Below are 26,070 nucleotides of genomic sequence, written 5' to 3' on the forward strand. Positions count from 1 at the left end.
ATTATAATGGACAAAATTCATTACAAAAAATATTTTTGTATCATGCCGTGGATTTATTATAATAATGACATCCGCTCGAATCCGATTGACAATCACTCCCCGTTCCATATGATTTAATGGCAGAGGAGGATTATCGTATGGATGTAAAAAATATCGATATAAAAACAAAGGCAAAACAATTTTTGGCGGCCGCGAAAAAACCTTTGCTGATCGCGGGGATCGCAATCGTCGTCTTCATTATCACCTTCCATTCCTGTTTCGTGTATATAAAGCCGAACGAATACGGTATCAAACAGGTGAATGTCGGCGTCAAGACGGGTATTCTCGATACCGTATACACGACCGGCTTTCATTTCATCATGCCGTTCGGGCTTCATATCATGCATACCTTCCCCCGCAATATCCAGGTCTTCGAACTGACCAACTATGCGACATCGGCATCCGAGCACGCGCTTATGGAAAAAGCGGCGCATATCCAGACCTCGGACGGGTTTTTCGTGGACGTGGACGTGAGTATTCTCTACCGTATTACCGAACCATATAAAACCATCAAGACCATCGGTCCGGGCAGACTTTATGAGATCAACGGAATCATTCCAAAGGTCGAGCCCAAACTCAAGGAGGCACTCGGCGAGCTTACGACGGAAGAGTTTTTCAACAGCCCGCTCAGGGTCGAAAAGGCGGAAAAGGCAAAGGAGCTTCTCAACGGGGAACTGAATCCCAAGGGAATCACGGTCGAGAATGTTCTCATCCGGTATTTCAAGTATTCGGACGAGATCCAAAGGAATATCGAGGAGAAAAAACTGAAGGACCAGCTTGTTTTCACCAACCAGTCAAAGGCCAAGGCGGCCGCGGAAGATGCGATTCTCTCCAAGGTCACCCAGGAAGGGGAGGCCGACATCAAGGTGAAACTCGAAGAGGGGAACGCCTATGTGGTCAAACAAAAGGCGGAAATGGATCTCTATGTCCGGACAAAACATGCCGATGCCGATCTTCTCGTCAAACTTGCCGAGGCGAGAAAAACCGAGTTGATCAATCAGGCATATCAGCGCCGGGGTTCGGACAAACTCGTGGGTATCGAGATGGCAAAGGTATATGCCGGCCTCGAGGTCATCATGCTTACATCGAGCGGGAGGTACGGTATTAATCCCCTCGATCTCGAGGCGACCCTCAGAATGTTCGGGATCAGGGAATGAGGGAAAGGAGTAAACCGATGAAAATTAATAAACCAGTGATGATCACGCTTGGAATTATCGCCGCGGCCGTTTTGATGCTGTGTCTTTTCGCGCCCCACCAGACCGGGACGACGGAAGTGGGGGTCAGGGTCGTCAAATGGTCGCCCTTTGAAGAATCCGGAGTCATTCATACGATTTACGGACCCGGCGCCACCTATTTTTTTCCGGTGTTCATCAATGAATGGTATACCTTCGACACCAAACTCATGAACATGGAAATGACCGCGACCCTCTACCAGGGCGCGAGGACCGGGGGTGACGACCTGCTTTTCAAGACCATCGACGGAAACGACATCAGTCTGGACGTGATCATCGCCTACCGGATCGATCCCGAAATGGCGCCGTTCATTCTCATGAATATCGCCAGGGGCAACAGAAACCTCGAAGAAAATATCGTGCGCACGCTGACCAGGAATATCACCCGCGATGTGTTCGGCGAACTCAAGACGGAAGACTTTTATGTCGCCGAAAAAAGGACGGAAAAGGCGGAAGCGGCCAAAAGGATTTTGAATGATTTTTTGAATCCGTATGGTGTCATCGTCGAAAGCGTCCTCCCCAAGGATTACCGTTTCAATCCCGAATATCAGCAGGCGATAGAGGAAAAAAAGGTCGCCGACCAGATTGCCGAACGCCTCAAGTCCGAAACAAATGCGACGGTCGAGGAGTATAAACAGCGGCTGGAGGCCGCCCAGGGTGAGGTGAACAAGATGGTGGCCGATGTCGACGGCGAGTACGAGAAGTCGAAGATCGCGGCGGACGCCTACTACGAGCAGCAGAAAAAAATCGCCCGCGCCATCGAGGCTGAGGGGATCGCGGAGGCTAAAGGGATCGAGAAAATGGTTTCAGCACTGAACTCGGCTGGCGGGAAAACCATGGTAAAGATGAAACTCGCGGAGGCTTTGGCCGGAAAGACGATCTATCTACTTCCTTTCGGAGAAGGCGGGGGTATCGACTTGAAAACGACGGATGTCAATGACCTCCTGAAAACATACGGGCTGAAAAAGATGGAAGAAGGGAAGTAACCGGGATGAAGGTATGGCAACAGGAAACCGTTACAGGTATTGCGGCAAACTCCACGTATGCATCATAAAGAAGGAACCGGTCAACGAGTCAGTTTCAGGTAAAGCCGTGATAGCCTTGCGGGAAGCATACCCACATCGTCGATAATTGCGTACCCATACTCTCCGTACAGATGCGGTATATAGCTTTTCGCAAAGCGGTCGATGGTAATGCAGTAGGGGATAACACCCTGTTTTCTGGCCTCGATGATCGCCCGGCGGGTGTCCTCGATGGCGTAGGTGTTCGTCTCGCTGCCGGATTCGGAACCGTAGCCGGGGTCCGCCGGAATCCCGTCGCTCAGCAGGATGAGGAGTTTTGTTCTGTTCGGTTCACGGACAAGACGGCGGACTGTATGACGGATCGCGCACCCGTCGCGGTTGCTTGCGGCACCTTCGATGCGGGTGATCCGTGCCTGGGTCCGTTCGTCCCACGCTTCATGAAAGTCCTTGACGATATTGAAAATGACGCGTTTTCTCCCCATACTGTAAAATGAAAACAGGCCGAAAGCATCGTCGATCACCGAGAGTGCCGAAGCGAGAAGGCAGAGGGCGGCCTTTTCGATATCGATGATACGCCCGGCACCGAGGGTGCCCAGGGTCGATGAACTCGAATCGAGGAGGATTGCGACAATGATGTCGCGTGCATTTCTGATCTTGCGGAAATATATTTTCTCCTCCGGCGTGGTTTTGCGGAAAAGGCTGATCAGGTAATCGAAGGCGTCGGTCATATGAATTTCATCACCGCTTTCCCAGCGGCGGCTTATTTCCACCGCTTCCGGTTTCATCATGAGAAAGCGTTTCCTTATTTTTTTGTATTCCTGTTTGTATTTGTTGACGACCTGCCGGTAAAAATCGTTTTCCGTTCCGTCTGTGATCCGCTCGAAAAGGAAACAGTGATCCTTTTCATAACTGCCCTTTGCCGTATTGTATTCCGGGTAGCGGAAAAGTTTCACCTCCCCGCGGGATACGAGAGTCTTGATATCCTTTTCCCCGCCGTCTGCGTCCCTGAGTGACGCGAGGTCGATGCTTCGTTCGTGATCGTCTTCGCTTTCTTCATCAAACAGGTTCCCGTTTCCCTGTCCCTCTTTCAATAACTCCGGCGATACATTGAAAACGACCTCGGAAATAATTTCGGGTTGTTTGAGTGACGAAAATGTTTCCGAAAGATCGTTTCTGCTGAAATAACCGACCAGGGGAAAATTGTCGAAAAAAAGGTTGTACAGGATAAAAGAGATTCTCGCCGAGTCCTGTACCGTGTGTTCTTCCTTGCGGACGCCGTCGAACACCCGGACGATCTCCTCAATCTGATTTTGCAGGCGAATGTCACCGGGGTCACCCTTCCATTCGTTCATCAGGCTGAACTGGATAAGGCATTCGACGGCGGCCATGAATCCGGCCTGACGGTCTCCGCCGGAAGGAACGACCGGGGGGCGGGCCCGCCAGAGGTATTCCTTTACCATGGCGATATCCTCCCTCAAACCGGGATAAATCAGTGAAAGGCGGTGGCAGATTCTGGCGTTTTCGACCAGGGTGAAGAGGTCGCGCGCAAAGGCGGGAGTCGGAAAACTGTAGAAAAACTTTTCATGGTCGGTGTTGAGGAGCAGGATGCTGCGGCCGCTTTTAAACATCACCTCGATCTCGCCGTCGGGTCTTTGTTTGATGCTTTTGGCGGTATCGGCGTACTGTCTTCTGACATTCTCCATGATCGAGGGCAGAAGGGTGCCGTAGCGTTCGTGGAGTTCGTCCGCAAAATCGATTGCCGAAAGATCGAATTCGAAGGTCGCAAGCCGTATCGAAGCGGCCTGAAGGGCCGCATAGACGGTATAGACCCGTTCGTTTTCTTCCGGTTTTATGAAAAAGCGTATCTCCTGGGGAAGAAACACCGTCTTTCCGTCCGTATAAGGACTCGTAAAGGAAAACCCCGATGTGTCGAGCCCGTCGACGTTCATTTCCCTGCCCGCGATACTCGCGCAGTAGAGTTTGAGCACGTTCCTGACATCGTCCAGCACCACGTTCGTGATCCCTAAAAGCCACCTGCTCTGCTGCGAACGGAGAAGAAGGAACCGCACCCCCTCGTCGACCCTGTTGCTCGTCAACAGGTCCGTACCGCGGATGATCCACCGTCTGACTGCATCCCACGGGTAGGCGCCGAGCAGCTTTTTGATGAGTACGATGATGTCGGGTACCGTTCCCGGGGAATACCTCGTCATGTGCCCGATATGGAGAAGGAAAAATCCGCAGAGGTCTTTCCGGGAAAACGAAAGGCAGAAGCTCATCACCTCCGTTATCCGTGAAGGGGGTTTAAGGCGGTTGTGCGCGCATTCGGAAAGCGCGACGACCTCATCCGCGATAGCGGTCAGGGGAAATGAAAGCCCCGCGTAATAGGAGAGAAAGGCCGCCGCGGCCCGGTAGCTTTTTGAGGTAAGCGAGTAGAGAAGTTTTCCAAGGAGTTCGAACTCACCGCGTTCGAATGCCGTCCGGTAGACCGTATGGATGTCGATATAGAGATATTCCGATGCGACACTGTAAAGACCGGCCGTACGGACGAGTCCCGCTGAAAGCGGCCCGCGGTCGGATACATACTGAATCGTGTTTCTGAAAAAGGGAAGCAGGTCGGGCTTCGTCTTTTTCAGGGTGCCGGCAACCTGTTCTATTTCACGATTGAGGTTTTCCACTATCTGAATATCTTGTCGATGATGATCTCGATCGCGGCGATCTCGTCCTTTTCGTCCGTGATGGTCTGCGCGATCGCGAGCGAACAGGCCCGCCCCGGTGCGATTCCCCGTTTGATGAGTTTTGCCGCGTGGATGAGCCCCCGTGTACTCACCCCTTCCTCGAGATCGAGTGTTGCAATATTTCTGATGTCGTTGCCCAGAAGAACGAGTTTTTCCGCGATGTCCTCCGGCACATTTCCTTCCGTACGGACGATCACCACCTCCTTTTCCGGTGGCGGGTATGAGAAATCGATCGCGATAAACCGCTGTTTGGTGGACTGCTTGAGGTTTTTACGGATGCTCTGGTAGCCGGGATTGTAGGAAATCACCACCATGAACGACGGCGGCGCCGAAAGCTGGATTCCGAGGGCCTCCAGGGGAAGGGTACGCCGGTGATCGGTTAAGGGATGGATGATGATCGTGACATCCTTCCGCGCTTCGACGATCTCGTCGAGGTATAAAATCGCGCCTTGTTTCACCGCCATGGCCGCGGGCCCGTCGATCCAGACCGCCTCTCCGCCCTTCATGATATACCGGCCCGTGAGGTCCCGCGCCGTGAGGTCCTCGTGGCAGGCGACCGTGTAAAGGCTCCCGACCCCGCCGGGCGGATTGCCGCGTCCGCCGCCGGCCGCCCCGTTTTCCTTTCCCACGCGGACGAGTTTCTGCCCGAGCGAATAAGCCATGAACTCGACGAAGCGCGTCTTCCCGCACCCGGTCGGCCCCTTGAGGAGGAGGGGGATCTGTTCCGCCCACGCCCGCTCGAAGACCTCCACTTCGTCCCCGATGGGGAGGTAGAAGGGTTTATTGCGTACGCGGTAATCCGTTTCACGGCCCGGCCGCGGTTCCTTTTGCATGCGGTGCCCCCTGTGATAAAGATTTTATGAAAACGGACGGCGGATGTCAAGGAAATTAGCAAAGCATACAATAATTCAATACATCAAACATTAATATTTTACGAAAAAACATCTATTCATTATTAACTTAAGTAGTCAAGGAAACCGATAATCCTTTTAACGACTTCATTACCGCATTCACGATAATTTCTTATTCTGGGAAAAAATTCAGCAGCAAATCTGTTTTCACGATATGTAAGACCGTATTTTCTTAACAACATTTTCAGATCATAAAGGCAATTTGATATAGGTGAAGGAATATCCACATTTATCGTATTATTATATTTTTTTTTATAAAATACTTCTATAACTCGTTTTAGCGTGTGTGGACAATCCCAATATAAAGATTCAATCTTGGGATTGAAGAAAATATACTTTATGAATGTATCTTCAATTACAGTATCAAGTCTGCTTTCAATCTCTTTTTTGCGTATACTATGGCATTTTAATTTCTCGATATCACACAATATTAAAATCTTGTCGGATTCGCTTTTTTCAATTTGGTAATACATCTCATTAATTCTATATGGTATCTTGTCCACTCCACCACAATTTTCGCAATACAAGTAATACGAAAAAGGACTTTGGGGTACAGTTGTTATAAATACGGAGATATCTTTTACTAATTGAATTGTATTATAATAGTTATTTCTTAATAAATTTTCAATAAAGGCTTCTTCGGAATCTCCTTCGATAAATGCCCAGATTTTTTTCATCTTACCGTTCAGTAGTTATATTTTTCACTATTACCGATATGTTTCGTATAAAAATCCCAATGTTTTTGCTGAAACAAATCCATTTCACTCTTAAGGTCGGATTCAATTTCCCTGGGTGATAATGCGTTTATTTGGGATTTATTTCTTTTTATAATTCTCCAATGATCGGGATGAACCAATTCGCAAACAAGGGGAGAATGGCTTGTAATTATAATCTGCATGTCTTCAGAATAATCGATCAAATACTTGATTATTTTTTTTAATGTTTTATAATCGAGTCCATTTTCAATTTCGTCTATAAGAATCAATGAAGGTGTCATTTTTACTCCGCTAATTTCAAATGGTATTTTGGGCGATAATAAAATATTGAGAGCTCGATATATACCATCCGACCATTGAGTTTGTATAATATCTTTTACCATATTATTTTCACTTATTACCATCATCGGAAATATTACATTTTCAAATTTTGCTTCCCTGAATGAAAAATCTTTTATAAAGCTGAATAAATCCTTAAGTTCCATTAGTATTTCTCTATATTCATCCGGATATGACTTCTTCCATGTCTGCATGACGGAAGCAATATTTGACCATTCCTCATTTGGTATAACTGAATCCGGCTGATTCGTTATCGTTCTGCTTTTTATCGCTGAAATAAGCACTATTCGCTGAAAGAAATTCCTTACGAGACTGATGGTAAAAAAACCGGATTCCGTTATGGAAGATATGGCCGAAATATATTCAGAAATATAAAAATCCTTTATTTCTTTTTTCTCTTTTTCATTAAATAAAATATTTTCTTTTTCTTTGGAAGAAAATATCGTAGTATCGTTCCGTATTATCTCTTCGATATATTTGTTTTTTTTCTGGCCATTTGGAAATATTTCTATATTATAGCATATTTTATCCTCTGGGATAGAATTAAGTAAAGTAAAATTAAAAGTTGCTTTTAAGTGTGTAGAAATAATTTTAGGATTTTCCGAGACCAACTTTGAAAAAAATGCAATTGCCCGCAATGATCTTGATTTACCCTGTGCATTGTCTCCAATGAGGAGATTAAAATCATCAAGTTCGATATTATTTAATTGAAATTCTATATTTTTCGTGTCTTCTTCAATTATATTAAAATTTAGCAATTTTATTCTGTTTTCCATATTGATTTCCTAGAATTTACCTATTACTATATAGATTATACAAGATTAAGAATAAATCAATTTTTTGTCAATTAAAAAGGGTATCGTTTTATCCTGCAAAAAGCTATAACATTCATGGATATTTGCAATGATTGTATAGATCTATGCTATTTATTGTCCGACTTTAACCCTTTTAATTATTATTGAGTATTCAGTGTATTATAATCATATATTTATTAATTCCCCCCTATCGCATCAGCCGTTGTAAAAGCGTGAGCTTCTCGTTGTTCCATGTCTTCCAGTCGTCTCCGTATATGCCGCCCGTGTCACCGGAATTGGGGTTGACGCACCAGTAGAAGCTGCTCGTGATCCCTTTGTTGATGAGATAGGAGACAAAGGTGTCCTGCCAGAGTTTGTCGTTCTGGGAAGAATCGGAACTCGTCGTGTAGTGGCCCCCGTATTCGCCGACGACCACGGCATACCCTTCCCCTACCAGGTGGCCGAAGAGGGTGTCCCAGATTCCCGGCATGTTGTTCGGATAATTGGAGGCGCTGAAGTAATCCATTCTCGCGACGCTCGGGCCGTAGGAATGCGGGCTGAAAACGAGCCGGTCGGATGGAATCCCGGAAATGTTGCCCGCTTCGTAGAGGTTCTGTCCCCAATTCGCGCCGTATCCGCCCGTGGCCGAGTTGTTGCCCACGCCCTCGACCCATATCGTCACATTCGGATTGACACTCAGGACTGCCTGAGCGCCCTGCGACGCAAGGCTTGCCCATTCGGAATAGGTGAGGCCGTAGGGTTCGTTGCAAAGGTCGATTCCCACCACGTTGGTATAGGTCTTCGACAGGGTCGCGAGCGATTTCAGGTCGTTCTGCCAGCTCGAAAGCGAGTATCCGGAACAGCCGATGGGGGTTCCCGGCAGACCGCTTCCGAGTGACGATGGGCTGCATGTATGAAAATCGAGGAGCACGTACATGCCCGCGGCCTGCGTACGCTCGAGGGTGTATTCCAGCGCGGCCCTGCCGTCCCTGTCGCAGATGGCTTCGCAGTCGGCGCCCGAGTACGGGCCGGAGTCAATCGCGTACCCGGCGTTGATCACCTCGGGAGAAAGCGGGAGGCGAAGGGCATTGAAGCCCTTGCCCGTGAAATCCGAAAGAAAATCGTCGAGCTGGCGTCCGGTCCAGAGACCGTGCAGGACGTGATCCGATGTTTCCATCCCGAACCAGTTGAGTCCGTAGAGTCTGAGCTGCGAACCGTCCTTCATAAGCCGTCCCCCGGAAACCGAATAGACCGTACCGGTACCCGGCGCACTGGTCTGGGCCGGCGGGTTGGTCTGCGGGGGATTCGTCTGCGGGGGCGAGGTCTGCGTCGAACATTCAAGCGAAGAGACGATACCGACATAATATTGTGCGATGCGAAGCGCGTCGACGATATCGATGGATCCGCTCGCATTCACATCAGCTGTGGATTCGTAAAAAACGGACGGGTTCATGCCCACGTAATATTGGGCGACCAGAAGCGCGTCCACGATATCCACGGAACCGGAATTATTGACATCCCCGCACGACTGCGAATAGAGGGGCAGGGAAGCGATCGCGGTAAACATAAAGATACAAATTAAGGTTGTTATGCGGCTTTTTTTGTCTTTCATTTTTTTCCTCCGATATCCGATTGTATCATGATTACCCGTTTCCCGCAAGGAAAAGTTTATCCGGCTTCGACACCGTTTCGACGCCTTCGGCGGTCATGGCGTTCCCGGGGTCGTGCACGATAAAAATCATCGCCGCGACGACGGCCGTCTCAATGGTGCAGGCGGCGGAAAGTCTATTTTTTTAAACGCCTGTCCCTTGTATAAATGAGAAAAGGAGGGTATGGTATAGTGCAACACGATGAAAGGAGTATACGATTATGGCAATCCCGTTACGAAGTTCGATTAATACCAAAGGAAGAAGAATGGCGGGCTCGCGGGCCCTCTGGCGGGCGAACGGTATGAAAGAGGAGATGTTCGGAAAACCGATTATCGCCGTGGTCAATTCCTTTTCGCAGTTCGTTCCGGGACATGTCTGTTTTCACGAAACCGGGCAGTATATCAAAAAGAAGATCGAAGAGTCCGGATTTTTTGCGCCTGAGTTCAATACGATCGCCATCGACGACGGCATTGCGATGGGACACGACGGCATGCTGTATTCCCTCCCTTCCCGCGAGCTTATCGCCGACAGTGTGGAGTATATGTGCAACGCGCACAAAGTCGACGCCATGATCTGTATCAGCAACTGCGACAAGATCACGCCGGGAATGATCATGGCGGGCATGCGGCTCAATATTCCGATGATTTTTGTTTCAGGCGGGCCAATGGAGGCCGGACGGCTGGGTGATAAATCGTACGATCTGGTCGATGCCATGGTCATGGCGGCGGATTCATCGGTGTCCGACGAGATGATGGAGAAACTCGAAAAGGTAGCATGCCCCACCTGCGGTTCATGTTCCGGCATGTTCACGGCAAACTCAATGAACTGCCTTGCCGAGGCACTCGGTATTGCCCTTCCCGGAAACGGTACGATTCTTTCCACCCATATCAACCGTAAACACCTTTTTGACAAGGCGGCGAGGCGGATCGTCGAAATTACGAAAGCCTATTACTATAACGGCGAGGAGGCGTGGCTTCCCCGGTCGATAGCGACAAGGGCCGCGTTCACGAATGCCATGTCTCTCGATATCGCGATGGGCGGATCGACGAATACGGTACTTCACCTGCTCGCGATCGCGAACGAGGCCGGCGTCGATTTCGGGATGAAGGATATCGACGCCCTTTCTAAAAAAATACCCTGCCTCTGCAAGGTCGCACCGAGTTCCCGCTACCACATGGAAGACGTCAGCCGGGCGGGCGGTATTATGGCGATCCTGGGCGAACTCGACAGAAGCGGGCTTCTCGATACATCCGTCAAAAGGGTCGACGCATCCAGTTTGAAGGAAATACTCGACGGCTATGACATCGTTAGAAGCACGGCGGTCAGCGAGTCGATCGAATACGCGAAAAGCGCGCCGGGTGACGGCAGAAGGAATCTCGAACTCGGTTCCCAGAGTTCGACCTATACCGATATCGATACGGACCGGATCGACGGCTGTATCCGCGACCGTGAGCATTGTTACTATGCAGACGGAGGGCTTGCCGTCCTTTTCGGCAACATCGCCGAACAGGGATGTATCGTAAAAACTGCCGGTGTCGATCCGTCCATTTTCGCCTTTACAGGCAAAGCGAAGGTTTATTTTTCCCAGGAAGCCGCGTGCGACGGTATTTTAGGGGGGGAGATAAAAGCGGGGGACGTAGTCGTTATCCGCTATGAAGGCCCGAAAGGCGGACCCGGTATGCAGGAAATGCTTTACCCCACTTCGTATATACGATCCGTCAATCTGGGCAAGGAATGCGCGCTAATTACGGACGGCCGTTTTTCCGGGGGAACCTCGGGGCTTTCGATCGGCCATGTATCTCCGGAAGCCGCATCCGGCGGCGCGATCGCCCTTATTAAAAACGGCGATACGATAGAAATCGATATTCCAAATCGGCGTATCAATCTTCTCGTTTCGGATGGAGAGCTTGAAAAACGAAAAAAAGAGGAAGAAGCATACGGAAGGGAAGCCTTTACCCCGCGGGGAAGGGATCGGAAGGTCTCGAAGGCGTTGCATGCGTATGCGCTTTTTGCCGCTTCAGCGGACAAAGGCGCGGTGAGGGTGTTGCCCGAAACCGATTAATCTGCAACCGGAGATATGGTTTCTATTTCAAAAACAGGCTGAAGCCTGAACCTGTCGTTTCCCATGGCGACGAGAGATTTCTCAGGATTGAAGGATAAAACGATATTCAGACGTGCCGCCCGCGTGACCTCGAACGAAGTGACGAGTTTTATCCCGGTTTCCGATCCTCCCGGCACGGCAAGCGGCAATTCACGCAGCAATTCATTCTCGACGATATCGATGGAATTGTCATTATCGAGAACGAGACGAAGCTGCGTGTACAATCCGGTTTCGAGGACTCCGATACCGACGACCGCTATATCACAGGCGATGTCGATCAAATTGAACCGCATCCCCTCCCCGCCGTTATCGACGATCGTCCGCCATGTCCCGTCGTCATTGTGGGCTTCGACGCGGGCTATCGAAATCCAGATACCCTCGATCCCCGGTATGAGTGATTTCATGGTATCGTAAGAAGCATTTCCCGTCAGGAGAACCTCGACCTCACCCGTATTGAACGATGCAGGCAGTTCGAGGGGGGGGAGACACGAAGCCGCCGTTAAAAGGCATATGGAAAGCACCACCGGTATTATGAAACATCCCTTTTTGTCCGTCATATTACCCCTGTTTTATTTATTTTTAAATTATAGCGATGGTGAAAAGATAACACGAAGACAGGTGATTGTCAATGAAAACTTTCATGGCCACACGAATCCCCGTCTTTTGACATACGGACCGGCTGAGGTTGTTACGCCCGATGCACCAGTTCCCTGAAGAGCGTAAACAGGTACGAAGGATCGTGGGGCCCGGGCCCGGCCTCCGGGTGGTACTGGATCGCGATAACCGGTTCTTTTGTGTGTTCGAATCCTTCGAGTGTCCTGTCATTGAGGTTGATATGGGTCACCTCGATAAGTTTCGGATCGAGTGAGTCCGTGTCGATGGCAAAGTTGTGGTTCTGGCTGGTAATCTCGACACGTTTCGTTTTGATATCCATGACGGGATGATTGCAGCCGTGATGTCCGAATTTGAGTCTGAATCGGTCTCCCCCCAAAGCAAGGCCGATAATCTGGTGCCCGAGACATATTCCCATAACGGGAACCTTGCCGATCAACTCACGGGTGGTTTCGATCGCGTAGGAAACGGCGAGGGGGTCGGCCGGACCGTTCGAGAGAAAAACGCCGTCCGGTTTTTTTGCGAGCACCTCGGCCGCCGTCGTTTTCGCCGGGACGACGGTGATTTTCATCCCCTGTTTCCGCATGTTCCGAAGGATATTCCATTTGATACCGAAATCAAAGGCGACGATATGCATATCCGTGGGCGGAAGGTTTTCGGCTATTCCCCAGCTGCGCGTATAGATACAGTTTTCATCCCATGTATACGGCCGGGTGCAGGAGACCTTTATCGCGTAATCCTGATTGTCGAGTCCTTCCCACGCGCGGGCCCGTGAAACCCCTTCTTTTTCATCGACCGTACCCGTTACGGAAATATAGCCTTTCTGCGTCCCGTTATCGCGAAGCAGGGCGGTCAACGTACGGGTATCGATCCCGGCAATACCGGGGATTCCCTCTTTTTCAAGACCCCGCTCGAGTGAATCCGACGCTCTCCAGTTGCTTGTTTCGTTAAGATTATGGACGATGAAACCATGCGCATAGAATCTGCCGGACTCCATGTCGTCGCGGTTGACCCCCGTATTGCCGATTTCCGGGTACGTCATCGTGACAATCTGTCCGTGATAGGAAGGATCACTGAGTATTTCCTGATACCCCGTCATTCCCGTATTGAAGACCACTTCACCGGGGGTGTCGACCTCTGCGCCGATCGAATAGCCGTGCATCACCATTCCGTTTTCAAGCGCCAAAAATGCCCGTTTTTCCCGTTGTTTTTTCCAGTTCCATTTTTCACTCATGATACCCTGTCCTTATCGATATCGAAAATTTAACAACCGGGCGTCCCGTTGTCAAGCGGGTTAACCCTGATGTCCCGTACGACAATTGTCTTTTGTGCGGTTCAAAAACTTGACATGGACCCGTGTTTAATATAGGCTTGAACGGTATCGTTATGAAAAAAGCATTTATTACGGGGATTACCGGTCAGGACGGATCATATCTTTCGCGTCTGCTTCTCGAAAAAGGGTATAAAGTATACGGCTTTATTCGAAGGGTCGCACTCGAAGACAGTTCGCACCGTCTCGTTCGCCTGAAGGACATGATCGACGAGATTGAACTTATACCGGGATCCCTGGAAAGTTACCCATCGATCTATAAAGCCATGGCCGATGTAAAACCTGATGAAATATATCATCTTGCCGCCCAGAGTTTTGTGTCATACAGCTTTGAAGACGAATTCTCGACACTTCAATCGAATATCAGCGGGACGCATTATATGCTTTCCGCGGTGAAGGATATCGTTCCCAATGCCAGATTCTATTTCGCCGCCTCCAGTGAAATGTTCGGGAATGTGCGTGAAGTCCCCCAGAACGAGGACACGCCGTTCAATCCGCGTTCCGCATACGGCATATCGAAAGTGGCCGGTTTCTTTCTCACCAAAAATTACCGGGAAGCCTACAATATCTTTACCTGCAATGGTATTCTCTACAACCACGAATCTCCCAGACGGGGATTCGAGTTTGTGACGCGTAAAATTACATCGCATGCCGCCCGTATCAAACTCGGACTCGCCGATAAACTGGAATTGGGGAATTTAAAGGCATTGCGGGACTGGGGACATTCAAAGGATTATGTAAGGGCCATGTGGATGATGCTTCAGCATGAAAAACCGGATGACTACGTCATCTGTACCGGGGAAACGCATTCGGTCGAAGAGTTTTGTCAACGCGCTTTTGACTGTGCCGGGCTGGACTATAAAAAATATGTTAAAATAAATCAGCTTTTTTACAGACCCGCCGAAGTCGATATCCTTTTGGGAGATTACAGCAAAGCAAAAAGGATATTGAAATGGGAACCGACGATCAGCTTTCAGGCCCTCATCGAGGAAATGGTAAAAGGCGATCTGGAATATTATTCGGAATGATTCCTCGATAAAGAATATCACCCCTGCACGCTATTTTCAAGTCCCCGTTATGCCTGTACCGTATTTTTCAGGGGTTTAAGGTTGATCCGGGGCGCGTGTCTGTGGTATTCCTGGAGACTGCATACCTCCATATGTTCCGTTTCCCTGAGGGATTTGATCCCGTTGATGGCGGCCCGCAGGCCGTTCAATGTGGTCGTGATCGGTATTTTTCGGATAACGGCGTGAGAGCGCATCTTTATTTCATCGATCATCGAATTGATTCCGCTCGAGGGTGTGTTGATAAGCCAGCTTATGTTTTTTTCCTCGATGAGATCGATAATATTGGGCCTGCCGCTTGAAATCCTGAATACGGCCTGGCTTCGTATCCCATTGTCGCGAAGCACCGTACTCGTTCCCCGCGTCGCGTAGATGCTGAACCCGAGTTCGACAAGCCGGCGCGCCAGGGGGACGATCTCATCCTTGTCTTCATCCCTGACACTGACAAAGACCTTCCCGGAAGAGGGAATGACGTTCCCCGCCGCGACCTGACTTTTTATGAACGCCATCCCGATATTCGTGTCGATTCCCATGACCTCCCCGGTCGATTTCATCTCCGGACTCAGCACGATGTCGATACCCGGAAACCTGACAAAGGGAAAAACCGCCTCTTTTACCGAATAATAACGGGGAATCACCTCGCCGGTGAATCCCAGTTCGTCAAGGCTGAAGCCTGCCATGACGAGCGCCGCGAGTTTCGCCAGGGGCACACCGATGGTCTTGCTGACATACGGGATGGTTCTCGAGGCGCGTGGATTGACCTCGAGCACATAGACGACATCGTCCTTGATCGCGTACTGTATGTTCATGAGTCCGCAAACCCCGAGTTCCTCGGCAAGGGCGTAACTGTACTCGCGGATCGTTTTCAGCGCGGCCTCGGAGAGAATTGTCGCGGGTATCGTACACGAACTGTCGCCTGAATGAATGCCGGCCAGCTCGATGTGCTCCATTATGGAACCGATCACGGTCCGGTTTCCGTCGGATATGCAGTCCACATCGACCTCCACCGCCTGTTCGAGGTAGCGGTCGATCAGCACGGGTCGTTCTTCCGAGACCTCGACCGCTTCCGCCATATATTTTTCGAGCATCTCGTCGTTGTGCACGATGACCATCGCCCTTCCTCCGAGGACGAACGACGGTCGCATGAGAACCGGGTACCCGACGGTATGGGCCACGTTCAGGGCCTCGCGGACGCAGACGGCGATACCGTTTTCCGGCTGCCGAACGCCGAGTTTCCGCGCGATTTTCTGAAAAAGGTCCCTGTCCTCCGCGGCCTCTATACTTTCGGGGGAGGTCCCGATGATTTGCACGCCGTTTTCCTTGAGCGCGCGGGCGAGGTTCAGGGGGGTCTGGCCGCCGAACTGGACAATCACTCCTTCACATTGTTCCCGCCGGTAAATATGGAGGACGTCTTCGAGGGTGAGCGGTTCGAAATAAAGCCGGTCGCTCGTGTCGTAATCCGTACTTACGGTTTCCGGATTGCTGTTCACCATGATCGTTTCGAACCCCGCTTCCTTCAGGGCGAACGCCGCGTGGACGCAGCAGTAATCGAACTCGATGCCCTGCCCGATTCTGTTCGGACCGCCGCCCAGAATCATGATTTTGCGCCTGTCCGAAGGCGGGCATTCGCTTGCCTCCCCGTAGGTCGAGTAGAGGTAGGGGGTAAAGGCGACGAACTCTGCCGCGCAGGTGTCGACCCTGCCGTAGGATGCAAGCAGCCCGATCTCGAACCGGGCTTTGCGGACCTCATCCTCGTTCGTCCCGAGGAGAAAGGCGATCTGTCTGTCCGAATACCCGAACTCCTTGGCCTGCCTGAAAAGCGCCGGATCATTTTTTAGTCCGGAAAGCCCGCCCCCCGTTTTTATTTCTTCCTCGTAGGCTGCAAGTTCTTCCATGTGTCCGAGAAACCAGGGATCGATACCGGTGAGTTTTTGTACTTTCTCGATACCATAGCCCCGCTTGAACGCGGCCCGGATCACGAAGACCCGGCCGGCGTTAGGCCGGTGCAGATCACGATCGAGTTCCTCATTCGTCATCCGCTCGTAACGCCCGTCTTTTCCGTCCGCCCCGTAACCGAAGCGCCCGGTTTCGAGTGACCGGAGCGCTTTCTGAAACGACTGCTTGAAGGTCTTGCCGATACTCATGGCCTCGCCTACGGATTTCATCTGTGTCCCGAGTGTGTCGTCGGCTTCGACGAACTTCTCGAAGGCGAATCGCGGGATTTTGGTCACCACGTAATCGATTGCCGGCTCGAAACAGGCGGGCGTCTCTTTTGTGATGTCGTTTCTGATTTCGTCGAGGGTGTAGCCCACGGCGAGTTTTGCCGCGATTTTCGCGATCGGGAAGCCGGTCGCCTTGGACGCGAGGGCGCTCGAACGGGAAACGCGCGGGTTCATCTCGATGATGAGAAGCCTGCCGTCTTGGGGATTGACGGCGAACTGGACGTTCGAGCCCCCCGTGTCCACGCCGATTTCCCTCATGACGGCGATCGCCGCGTCGCGCATCAGCTGGTATTCCCTGTCCGTGAGGGTCTGGGCCGGCGCCACGGTAATGCTGTCGCCCGTGTGGATGCCCATGGGATCGAGGTTTTCGATGGAACAGACGATGACGCAGTTGTCCTTGTTGTCCCGCATCACCTCGAGTTCGAACTCCTTCCACCCGATAACCGACTCCTCGATAAGCACCTCGGAGGTCGGGCTGTAGAAAAGTCCGCGGCGGACGATCTCGTTAAAATCGGCATCGTTATACGCGATACCGCCGCCGGTTCCGCCGAGGGTGAAACCGGGCCGGATAACGAGTGGATACCTCGCGATACTGTCGCGGAATTCGACCGCTTCTTCGAACGTGCGCACGGACATGCTTTCGGGAAGCTCAAGTCCGATTTTCTGCATCGACTGCTTGAAGAGGTTTCTGTCTTCCGCTTTTTCAATGACCTTTGCCTTTGCCCCGATCATCTCGACATTGAACCTGCCGAGGATTCCCTTGCCGTGGAGATCCAGACTGAGGTTCAGCGCTGTTTGTCCGCCGAGGGTCGGGAGAAGCGCGTCCGGGCGTTCGCGGCGGATTATCTCTTTGAGAATTTCAGTATCCAGCGGTTCGATATAGGTACGGTCGGCAAAATCCGGGTCCGTCATGATCGTTGCCGGGTTGCTGTTGACGAGGACGATTTCGAAACCCTCTTCCTTCAACGCCTTGCATGCCTGGACGCCCGAATAATCGAACTCGCATGCCTGGCCGATAACGATCGGGCCTGAGCCAATGATCATGATTTTCTTGATGTCCGTTCTTCGTGGCATCGGTATTCCTCAATAACGATTCAGAATCATAACAATTGTCTTGCTGCATCCTCAATGCGGCCCCCTCCGATATCATACGGCCTTTTTCAATACCGGCCGGACATGACGGGGGGAAAAGGCGGGGTGAGGGTTTATATCACCCCCACGGTGTTCCATTTTGCTTCCTCGGTGAAAACATACCCTTTATTTTCTTTCGTGTCAAGCTTGGCCCGCGCGATTTGAAGGCGAATGCCGGAAATGATATGCACGGTATATATGAAATAAAAAGATTTGAAAATATAGCCGTGGAATGGTATAACTTTAGATATGAAAAAAATAATACTTTCTTTTTTCCTTCTTGTGTTTTGTCTGGGATTCGTTTCCGCAGATATCAGGAGAGACGTCGTCACCCTGCTTTCTTCGCTTATAAAACAGTACGCGCAAAGCAGGGAAGACATCTATCTGAAAAGGCCGCTTGCCGTCCTCCCCTTTATCGAATCGGGGGAACTCGCCCGGAAGCATAATCTGGGGGCGGTCATGGAGGAACTGATCAGAAACGAGGTCGTCAATTCGACCGCCTTCATCCTCACGGAGCGTAAAAACATGGACCGGATCATCGAGGAAATCGAGTTTTCCCTTTCCGATCTCGCCTCCTCGGAGAACGCCCTCAGGATCGGCAGCCTCACCGGCGCCGCCTATTTCATCGCGGGGAGTATCACTGAGGCGGGGGACGCATTTTTGCTGAACGCCCGGCTCATCGATGTCGAGACGGCCGTGGTGATCGGGGCCGAGACAGTGGCCATGGAAAAATCGGAACTGATCGGCGAATCGCGGTCGTCGCGGTACAGCTACGTGTTCAGGTACGGGCTCGGGTTCAGCGGAGGGACAACCACGGATATCCTGATCGCGGGAGCCCCGCCGCATATCGAATCCGCCCCCCTGCTCGTCGACGTACACGCCGGTGTTTTCTACAGGCCGTGGAACTTTCTCCAGCTTTCAGTCGCGTCCCACACCGCCTGGACCGAGTTTCAGTTCGGCCCCTTCGATCCGGCTTCACCCGACTACGACAACAGTGAGGTGCTGAAATCTTATTATGAAATCACAGGTCTCTCGAATACCGATCTGCCTCACTGTAATGTGGAATACAATCAGTATTATCTCGATCTTCAGGTGTTTTTCGTGTTCAATCCGATTAAACGGCTGACCGTTTCGGCCGGGGGCGGCGGTCTTCTGGGTTTCTGGAACGCCAGACTCGAGTTGACCAACTTTCCCGTTTACGTCGGGGAGTATGGTTTCGACGAACAACCCGCGGAACCGGACTTGGAAGAAAGCTACAGACGGGAAAATATCGTCATGACCTCGGGAAACGGGCTGCTTACCGGTGTGATCGGGGCTTTTAAAGTGGAATACTATATTTCACCAAGGGTGCTTCTCTCCGCGGGCGTGCTGTATAAAAAAACCTTCGGCAGCGACCCGTACGGCTTCGAGTTGGGCGGGGTCAATATCGCTTCCGATGAAGATGATGCGGCTTTTGCCGCGAGCAAATGGATACCGGGAAAAACCCCGTACGGGGACTCGCTCAGCCTCGAACTCGATTCGATTTCAGTCGATCTGGGGGTTGCCATTTCTTTTTGATAAAGCCGATGCGACGCGGCGGAAAAGAAGAACAACCATGAAAGGCACGGAAGGACACGGAAGGGAGAGGGGACCGTGGACTAAAAATGAAGCTGCGCTATTACATTCCAATAATATTTTAATACGAAGGGCTTCGGGTAGCCCGGGCCGCGAAGCGAAAATCGTAAATATGAGTACCCCTAAACTGTCTTTTTATACTATCTATATGTCATGTCACCTTTAGCTAATAGAATAGAAACAAAGTGGTTATTATCATAATTCTCTATAAAATAAAAAGATAGTTTCCCCTTTATGTGCCTTTAAAAAAATCTTCGTTATCTTCGGGTACTTCGTGTAAAATTCTTTTATTATAATAGTGATATGTCAAAATTGACATATGTCGTACAGGTGAATAATATTAATTGGAAATAACGGGTTTACCTGAAGGAGGATAAATAGAATATGGAAGCATTGCTATATTTCGGTATTTTCGCGCTTATTCTGTTTTTATTGGTGACATTAGCGAAAAATCCGCGCGTTCAGGCAAAATTTATACGGCTTGATGACAAAAAAGCGCGTGAAATATATAAAAAGTTTCCTAAAGGGCAAAAACATATCTCCATTGAAGAGGTTGCAGGACTCATCAATTGGGATGTCAATGATACAAGGAAAATAAAAATCACTTCCTTTAAATCAGAGGGACCTCTCCTGGTTCGTCGCTCCGGTGGTTCCAACTTTTTCAGGAGGCCGCAATACACAAAGGATGATTTTAAACTGTTATTATGGCTGCTTTTTTGTTCCGATAATTCGGTCGAAATTGACAATTATTGACAGTGATGAAAGGAACTGCCACTAAAAAATTTCATGAAGCCGGGTGATATTATTAATATCCATGCTGTCTGTTGTCAATATGCTTCCTTTCGGATACCTTTACCTTAGAGATGATATGGCTGAAACCGAAAAAATCCTTATTATAGAAGACGACCACGAGATCGCCGATGTCATCAGGATCCACCTCGAGGACGCGGGGTACACGACGGAACGGTGCTCCGACGGCTCAAGCGGCCTCGAAAAGGCCCTCGCAGGACCCTATGACTGTATTATCCTCGATCTCATGCTTCCCGGAATGGACGGCCTCGCCGTGTGCAGGCGCATTCGCGAGAAGGATCCGCGCACACCGATTCTCATGCTCACGGCAAAATCGAACGAGATCGACCGGGTGCTGGGACTCGAAATCGGGGCTGACGATTACCTGACAAAACCCTTCAGCGTCCGCGAACTGGTCGCGCGGGTCAGGGCCCTGCTCCGCCGCGTCAGAACGGACAGGGAGACCGCCTGCGAACCGGATGGGAACGGGATCGTCAGGTTCGGCGGTTTCGTGTGCGATTTCGACAAACGGAAAGTGACCCTCAACGGTAAAAAAATCGAATTGACCGTCAAGGAGTTCGATCTTCTCGCCCTTTTTATCCGGAATCCGGGCAGGGCCTTCAGCCGTTCGGACCTGCTCCGGCTTGTCTGGGGATACCAGTATAAAGGCTACGATCATACGGTCAATTCCCATATCAACAGACTCCGGGCGAAGATAGAAAAAGATCCAGCGCATCCGGACTACCTGAAAACCGTATGGGGTATCGGGTACCGTTTTTCCGAAGCAGGGGAAATCGAATGATGAAACCGGTATTCCGTTCCTTTTACGCGCGTCTTTCGGTGATCTTTCTTCTCCTTATCGTTCTCCTCGGGGCGGGAAGTATCGCGATCGCCTTCAACCTGGCGGGCCATCTCTTCGACGAAGCGGAGCAGTTTTTCAATTCGGGATACGCCAAAAGCATCGCGATGGAAATTCAACCCCTCGTTTCCGAAGGGTTCGATGAAAACCGTATCAAGGCCGCCATCCATTACATGATGGTCCTCAATCCGATGGTGGAGATTTATCTCCTCGACGTAAACGGTGTGATCCTTACGTATTTCACCCACCCAGGCGAAATGGTGGTGCGGCGGAAGATCGATCCTGAGCCCGTCAGGGAGTTTATCCGAAGCGGTGGAAAACGGCTTATTCTTGGAGACGATCCGCGAAGCATGAGGGGCTCGAAGCCCTTTTCCGCGGCGCCCCTCCGGATGGGAACCGCCGACGGGTATGTCTATATCATCCTGGGGGGAGAAAGCTACGAGCGGGTGTTCGACACCCTACGCGACTCATACTATATGCGCGCAGGATTCATCACGTTCCTCCTTGCGCTTCTGACGACACTGGCCGCGGGGCTTTCCCTCTTCTTCCTCCTCACGCGGCGGATCACGTCGCTTTCTCAGGCCGCGGGCGCGTTTAAAAACGGGGACTTTTCGTACCGCCTTACCGTCAGGGGCAGCGATGAAATCAGCGGGCTCGGCCGGGCGTTCAATGAAATGGCGGCTGAAATCGAGGCTGGCGTGGAGAAACTCAGAATGGCCGAACGGCTCAGAAAGGAACTGATCGCCAATATCTCCCACGACCTCCGCAGCCCGCTCACCTCGATCCGCGGATACCTTGAAACCGTAATCATCAAGGACACTTCACTTTCCCCGGAAAAACGGAAAGCGTACCTCGAGATCGTGCTTCGAAACGTTTCCGGTTTAAAGCAGCTTGTCGAGGAACTCTTCGACCTGGTCATGTTCGAAACGAAACAGATGCAGCCCCGCAAGGAAACTTTCCGGCTCGGGGAACTCGCCCAGGATATCGTGCTGAAACTCAGACCCGAAGCGGAACGGGCCGGAATATCCCTTCTTCTCGAGACCGACGGCAAAGCGGATACGGTCGACGGCGATATCGGCATGATAGAACGGCTCATCACCAACCTTATCGAGAACGCCCTCCGCTTTACGCCTAAAGGCGGTTCCGTCCGGCTTGCGCTTTCGGGCGGCCAAAATGGGACGGAGGTTTCGGTGATCGATACGGGAAGCGGTATCGAACCGGAGGATATCCCCCATGTGTTCGAACGCTACTTCAAGGCACAAAAAGGCCCGGCCGCACCGCCGGGCGGAACCGGACTGGGTCTTGCCATCGCCAGGCAGATCGCCGGACTCCACGGAAGCCTTCTGTCCGTGGAAAGCGAGCCCGGTAAAGGAACACGTTTCTTTTTTACCCTCGCCCCCTCCCGATCGTGATTCTTTTTTTTCCCTTTTGTGACACTTTTGTGATACTTCCTTTCTAAATTTATTCGTGCAAGCGAATAAAGAAAGGAAGGGTGTGATTATGATAGTCCTTATCGGTTTCGCGTTTCTGGCCGGTATCGTCACGATCCTCTCTCCCTGCATTTTTCCCCTCCTCCCCGTGATCCTTTCCGGGAGTGTGGGGAAAAGCAGGCTGCGTTCGTTCGGGATTGTCGCGGGATTTACGGCGAGCTTCACCTTTTTCACCCTCGCGTTGACGCAGATCGTCAGGCTGTTCGGCATTCCGGCGGATGTCCTCCGGATTGCCGCGGTTATCCTGATTATCCTCTTCGGCCTTACAATGATCGTCCCGCGGTTTCACGAGTGGTTCGGGAGGGCGGCATCGAGGATCGCGAAATTCGGACGCCGGAAACCGCAGCCGGAAGAAGTGGGGGACGGGCCGCAGACGGGCATACGGGGATTCGCCGCCGGGCTTCCCCTGGGGATCAGCCTCGGACTGGTCTGGACCCCCTGTGTCGGCCCGATCATGGCCTCGGTCATCAGTCTCGCGCTGACAAGCAGGATCGATATCGGATCGGTGTTCGTCACCCTCTCATACTCAGCCGGCACCTCGATTCCGATGCTCGCGATCATGTTCGGCGGCAGAACCCTGATCGAACGGGTTCCCTTTCTTTCGAGGAATACCGCGAAGCTGGAAAAGATTTTCGGCGTGCTGATGATCTCAACGGGTATCGCTTTAGGATTCGGGCTGGACAGGCAGCTTCAGGCGGGGCTACTGGATCTTTTTCCGGGTTACGGCGAGGGATTGACCGCGATTGAAAACACTCATCCCGTAACCGAAGCCCTCATGGAAAGAAAAACGGGAGGGGGGGCGATGATGATGACGGGAAGCGGGGATTTTTCACCGGCCCGGTCCTATGAACAGGGGATCATGAAGGACTTCGGAAAAGCCCCCGAAATCGTCGCCGGGGGTGTGTGGTTTAATCTGGATAAAACCGATGTAATCACGCCTCCGTCCCCCGCGGAAGGAAGCGGGATGGAGGAAAGCGACCCCCGATCGCCCGTCATGGCGGACTTCGGGGGCAGGCCCGTTCTCGTCGACTTCTGGACCTACAGCTGCATCAATTGTATCCGGTCAATCCCGTATCTGAAGAAGTGGTATGACGCCTACCGGGATGACGGGTTTCTCGTCATCGGTGTTCATACACCCGAGTTCGAGTTTGAAAAAAACCGGTCGAACGTGGCCAAAGCGATAGGGGATATCGGCGTCACCTGGCCGGTCGTTCTCGACAACGATTACCGGCAATGGAACGCCTATGACAACCGGTTCTGGCCCGCACACTATTATATCGATGCAAAGGGACATGTGCGGTACGTTCACTTCGGTGAAGGGGACTACGCGGACCAGGAAGGGGTAATCCGCGCGCTGATCGAAGAAACGGGAAGAAAACCGGGGCGGGAACGGTCCGGGGAAGAGCACGTCTTGACGGCAGGGACTCCGGAAATCTATCTCGGCTACGGCAGGACGCGCGGATTTCTCGACCGGGATTCGTTTGCCGGGGATACCGTTTTTGATTACGGCGGGTCCGCTTCTCCGTCGAACGGGGAATGGTCGCTTTCGGGAAAGTGGACGATCAGGAAAGATTACGTCATTCCCGAATCCACGGGGGGGCTTTACATCGGTTTCAACGCGAAAAAGGTGTTTTTGGTCGTCGAACCGGAAGCCTCCGGCGGTGAAATCGTGGTGAGTGTCGACGGGGCCGTGCCCCCGGACACCCCCGATGTGAAAGGGGGCGTGCTCGGGCCGTTAGAAAGCAGGCTTTACCAACTGGTTGAGTTTCAGGAACGGAAACAGCGTGTCATGAAATGCGCGGTCAGGGGAAGGTTGAGGTTGTTCACCGTTACCTTTGGTTAAAATGACGTTCTGTTGTACATTGTATGAAGAGAATTTTATTTTCGCTTGAGGCGGAAATCGGAAAGGAGAATTGGATTATGGATAATATAATAAACGTGTTTATGGGATTATTTCTTTTGATTACCACGGTGTCGTGCATCGGCGCCGGCGATAACGGGCATACCGCGCCGAGGAAGATCGAATGGACGGGCGTAAAACCGTCGAAGGAGGAATTGATGGAACGGCTGACGCCACTTCAGTTCGATGTGACGCAGAACAACGGAACCGAACCGCCCTTTCGGAACGAATACTGGAACAATCATGAATCAGGACTCTACGTCGATATCGTCTCCGGCGAACCCCTTTTCAGTTCGCGGGACAAGTTCGATTCCGGGACGGGATGGCCGAGTTTTACGCGGCCGTTCATCGCTGAAAATGTTGTCGAACACAGGGACGTTACCCACGGTATGGTCCGTACCGAGGTCAGAAGCAGGGCGGCGGACTCCCACCTCGGACACGTGTTCGAAGACGGTCCCGCACCAACGGGACTGCGGTACTGTATCAATTCGGCCGCGCTCATGTTCATTCCGGCCGGCAGACTGGAAGAATTCGGCTTCGGCGAATATACAGGTTCTTTTAAAAAATAAGGAGGAATATATGAAAGCGGCAATAGCGATAACGATAACGGTGCTTGTTTTTGCGGCACTGCTATTTCTGATACCGAAAGAAGACAGCCTCTTTGCGGCAGTTCCTGAACCGCCCGGCACGGAACCTGCGACACCGGGATCCACTGAAACCGCGGTCTTCGCGGGCGGTTGTTTCTGGGGGGTCGAGGGTGTCTTCGAACGCCTTTCGGGGGTGATCGATGTCGAATCGGGTTACGCGGGGGGCGAGGCACGGACCGCCCATTACAAAACGGTCAGTACCGGGACGACGGGACACGCCGAATCGGTTCGCGTGACATTCGATCCGGCCATTGTCGATTACGGGACCCTCCTCAAGGTCTTTTTCTTCGTCGCCCACGATCCGACCCAGCTCAACCGGCAGGGGCCGGACAGGGGGACACAGTACCGTTCGGCGATCTTTTACACGAGCGCCGAACAGAAACGGATAGCCGGGGAATATATCGGTATAATCGATAAAGCGGGGGTGTTCGAAAGAGGAATCGTGACCCGGGTCGTTCCGTTCGAAGCCTTTTATCCGGCAGAGGACTACCATCAGGATTTCATGGAGAAGAATCCGGATTATCCGTACATCGTGTTCTGGGACCTGCCCAAAGTGAAACGACTCGAAACCGAGTTTCCGGGGCTGGTAAAAAAACGGTAAACAGAAAGCCGCCTCCTCAAGAGGCGGCTTTCTTGTGTTGAATCCGGCTTTCGATCGTGATTGTCATATTCCCGAACATCTGATAGGATGATCCCGGTCGTCATGAGATACAAAGCACGCGCATTTCTTTGTCGCGTGTGAACTCTGGTAAGGAGATAAACCGATGAATGATGCCATCCTTTCGCTTGAAAAAAACGCCATGGAACGGTGGCGGAAGGGGGACCCCATGGGCTGGGCGGAGATAAGCGCAGAGGACGTCATGTATGTGGAGCC

At 51.5% G+C, this 26,070-nt stretch carries 19 protein-coding genes; 11 read left to right on the forward strand and 8 right to left on the reverse strand.

What is annotated here, in order from left to right; all coding sequences use genetic code 11:
• Positions 1 to 137 precede the first annotated feature (137 nt).
• Together JW881_14955 and JW881_14960 are read left to right on the forward strand one after the other, a co-directional pair.
• Positions 138 to 1,196, forward strand: a complete 1,059-nt coding sequence (locus tag JW881_14955; GenBank protein MBN1698813.1) for an SPFH domain-containing protein — start codon at positions 138 to 140, stop codon at positions 1,194 to 1,196.
• Between the two features lie 17 nt (positions 1,197 to 1,213).
• A complete protein-coding gene (locus JW881_14960; protein MBN1698814.1) occupies positions 1,214 to 2,257 on the forward strand; it encodes a prohibitin family protein in 1,044 nt (347 codons plus the stop codon).
• Positions 2,258 to 2,337: 80 nt separating this feature from the next.
• On the opposite strand, the gene JW881_14965 is transcribed toward JW881_14960, so the two are convergent.
• From JW881_14965 to JW881_14985, 5 genes are all read right to left on the reverse strand, one after another.
• Positions 2,338 to 4,968: a hypothetical protein gene (locus tag JW881_14965; protein ID MBN1698815.1), complete on the reverse strand. Its 2,631-nt coding sequence runs from the start codon at positions 4,966 to 4,968 to the stop codon at positions 2,338 to 2,340.
• Entirely contained in the window at positions 4,968 to 5,861 is an 894-nt protein-coding gene (locus JW881_14970) for a CbbQ/NirQ/NorQ/GpvN family protein (GenBank protein MBN1698816.1), read from the reverse strand. Before JW881_14970 ends, JW881_14965 begins: the two co-directional genes overlap by 1 nt.
• 122 nt (positions 5,862 to 5,983) lie before the next feature.
• Entirely contained in the window at positions 5,984 to 6,616 is a 633-nt protein-coding gene (locus tag JW881_14975) for a hypothetical protein (protein ID MBN1698817.1), read from the reverse strand.
• 8 nt (positions 6,617 to 6,624) lie between these two features.
• A complete protein-coding gene (locus JW881_14980; protein ID MBN1698818.1) occupies positions 6,625 to 7,770 on the reverse strand; it encodes an ATP-binding protein in 1,146 nt (381 codons plus the stop codon).
• 226 nt (positions 7,771 to 7,996) lie between these two features.
• Positions 7,997 to 9,400, reverse strand: coding sequence for a cellulase family glycosylhydrolase (locus tag JW881_14985; GenBank protein ID MBN1698819.1), 1,404 nt, complete (start codon positions 9,398 to 9,400; stop codon positions 7,997 to 7,999).
• Between the two features lie 257 nt (positions 9,401 to 9,657).
• Here JW881_14985 and ilvD point away from each other — a divergent pair, with 257 nt between their 5' ends.
• On the forward strand, positions 9,658 to 11,499 hold the full coding sequence (gene ilvD, locus JW881_14990; protein MBN1698820.1) for a dihydroxy-acid dehydratase: 1,842 nt from the start codon (positions 9,658 to 9,660) through the stop codon (positions 11,497 to 11,499).
• On the opposite strand, the gene JW881_14995 is transcribed toward ilvD, so the two are convergent.
• Together JW881_14995 and carA are read right to left on the reverse strand one after the other, a co-directional pair.
• On the reverse strand, positions 11,496 to 12,095 hold the full coding sequence (locus tag JW881_14995) for a DUF4382 domain-containing protein (protein ID MBN1698821.1): 600 nt from the start codon (positions 12,093 to 12,095) through the stop codon (positions 11,496 to 11,498). The genes ilvD and JW881_14995 overlap by 4 nt on opposite strands.
• 131 nt (positions 12,096 to 12,226) lie before the next feature.
• On the reverse strand, positions 12,227 to 13,384 hold the full coding sequence (gene carA, locus JW881_15000) for a glutamine-hydrolyzing carbamoyl-phosphate synthase small subunit (protein MBN1698822.1): 1,158 nt from the start codon (positions 13,382 to 13,384) through the stop codon (positions 12,227 to 12,229).
• Positions 13,385 to 13,536: 152 nt separating this feature from the next.
• Between carA and JW881_15005 the strand changes: the two genes are divergently transcribed.
• Positions 13,537 to 14,508, forward strand: a complete 972-nt coding sequence (locus JW881_15005; protein MBN1698823.1) for a GDP-mannose 4,6-dehydratase — start codon at positions 13,537 to 13,539, stop codon at positions 14,506 to 14,508.
• 47 nt (positions 14,509 to 14,555) lie between these two features.
• Here JW881_15005 and carB read toward each other — a convergent pair whose 3' ends face one another.
• Entirely contained in the window at positions 14,556 to 17,840 is a 3,285-nt protein-coding gene (gene carB / locus JW881_15010) for a carbamoyl-phosphate synthase large subunit (GenBank protein ID MBN1698824.1), read from the reverse strand.
• 306 nt (positions 17,841 to 18,146) lie between these two features.
• Between carB and JW881_15015 the strand changes: the two genes are divergently transcribed.
• The 7 genes from JW881_15015 to msrA all read left to right on the forward strand — a co-directional run bounded on the left by JW881_15015 (position 18,147) and on the right by msrA (position 25,797).
• The gene (locus JW881_15015; protein MBN1698825.1) at positions 18,147 to 19,454 is read left to right on the forward strand and encodes a hypothetical protein; all 1,308 of its coding nucleotides are present in this window, start codon (positions 18,147 to 18,149) and stop codon (positions 19,452 to 19,454) included.
• Positions 19,455 to 19,895: 441 nt separating this feature from the next.
• On the forward strand, positions 19,896 to 20,264 hold the full coding sequence (locus JW881_15020) for a hypothetical protein (protein MBN1698826.1): 369 nt from the start codon (positions 19,896 to 19,898) through the stop codon (positions 20,262 to 20,264).
• Between the two features lie 115 nt (positions 20,265 to 20,379).
• On the forward strand, positions 20,380 to 21,102 hold the full coding sequence (locus JW881_15025) for a response regulator transcription factor (GenBank protein ID MBN1698827.1): 723 nt from the start codon (positions 20,380 to 20,382) through the stop codon (positions 21,100 to 21,102).
• Positions 21,099 to 22,571 carry a HAMP domain-containing histidine kinase gene (locus JW881_15030; protein ID MBN1698828.1) on the forward strand — a complete coding sequence of 491 codons (1,473 nt, stop codon included), beginning with the start codon at positions 21,099 to 21,101 and terminating at the stop codon, positions 22,569 to 22,571. Before JW881_15025 ends, JW881_15030 begins: the two co-directional genes overlap by 4 nt.
• 82 nt (positions 22,572 to 22,653) lie before the next feature.
• Entirely contained in the window at positions 22,654 to 24,492 is a 1,839-nt protein-coding gene (locus JW881_15035; GenBank protein MBN1698829.1) for a redoxin domain-containing protein, read from the forward strand.
• Positions 24,493 to 24,593: 101 nt separating this feature from the next.
• On the forward strand, positions 24,594 to 25,118 hold the full coding sequence (msrB, locus tag JW881_15040) for a peptide-methionine (R)-S-oxide reductase MsrB (protein MBN1698830.1): 525 nt from the start codon (positions 24,594 to 24,596) through the stop codon (positions 25,116 to 25,118).
• Between the two features lie 10 nt (positions 25,119 to 25,128).
• Complete coding sequence (msrA, locus tag JW881_15045; GenBank protein ID MBN1698831.1) at positions 25,129 to 25,797, forward strand: peptide-methionine (S)-S-oxide reductase MsrA; 669 nt, start codon at positions 25,129 to 25,131, stop codon at positions 25,795 to 25,797.
• The last annotated feature ends 273 nt before the right edge of the window (positions 25,798 to 26,070 follow it).

This window comes from Spirochaetales bacterium (assembly GCA_016930085.1).
GTDB lineage: Bacteria > Spirochaetota > Spirochaetia > SZUA-6 > JAFGRV01 > JAFGHO01.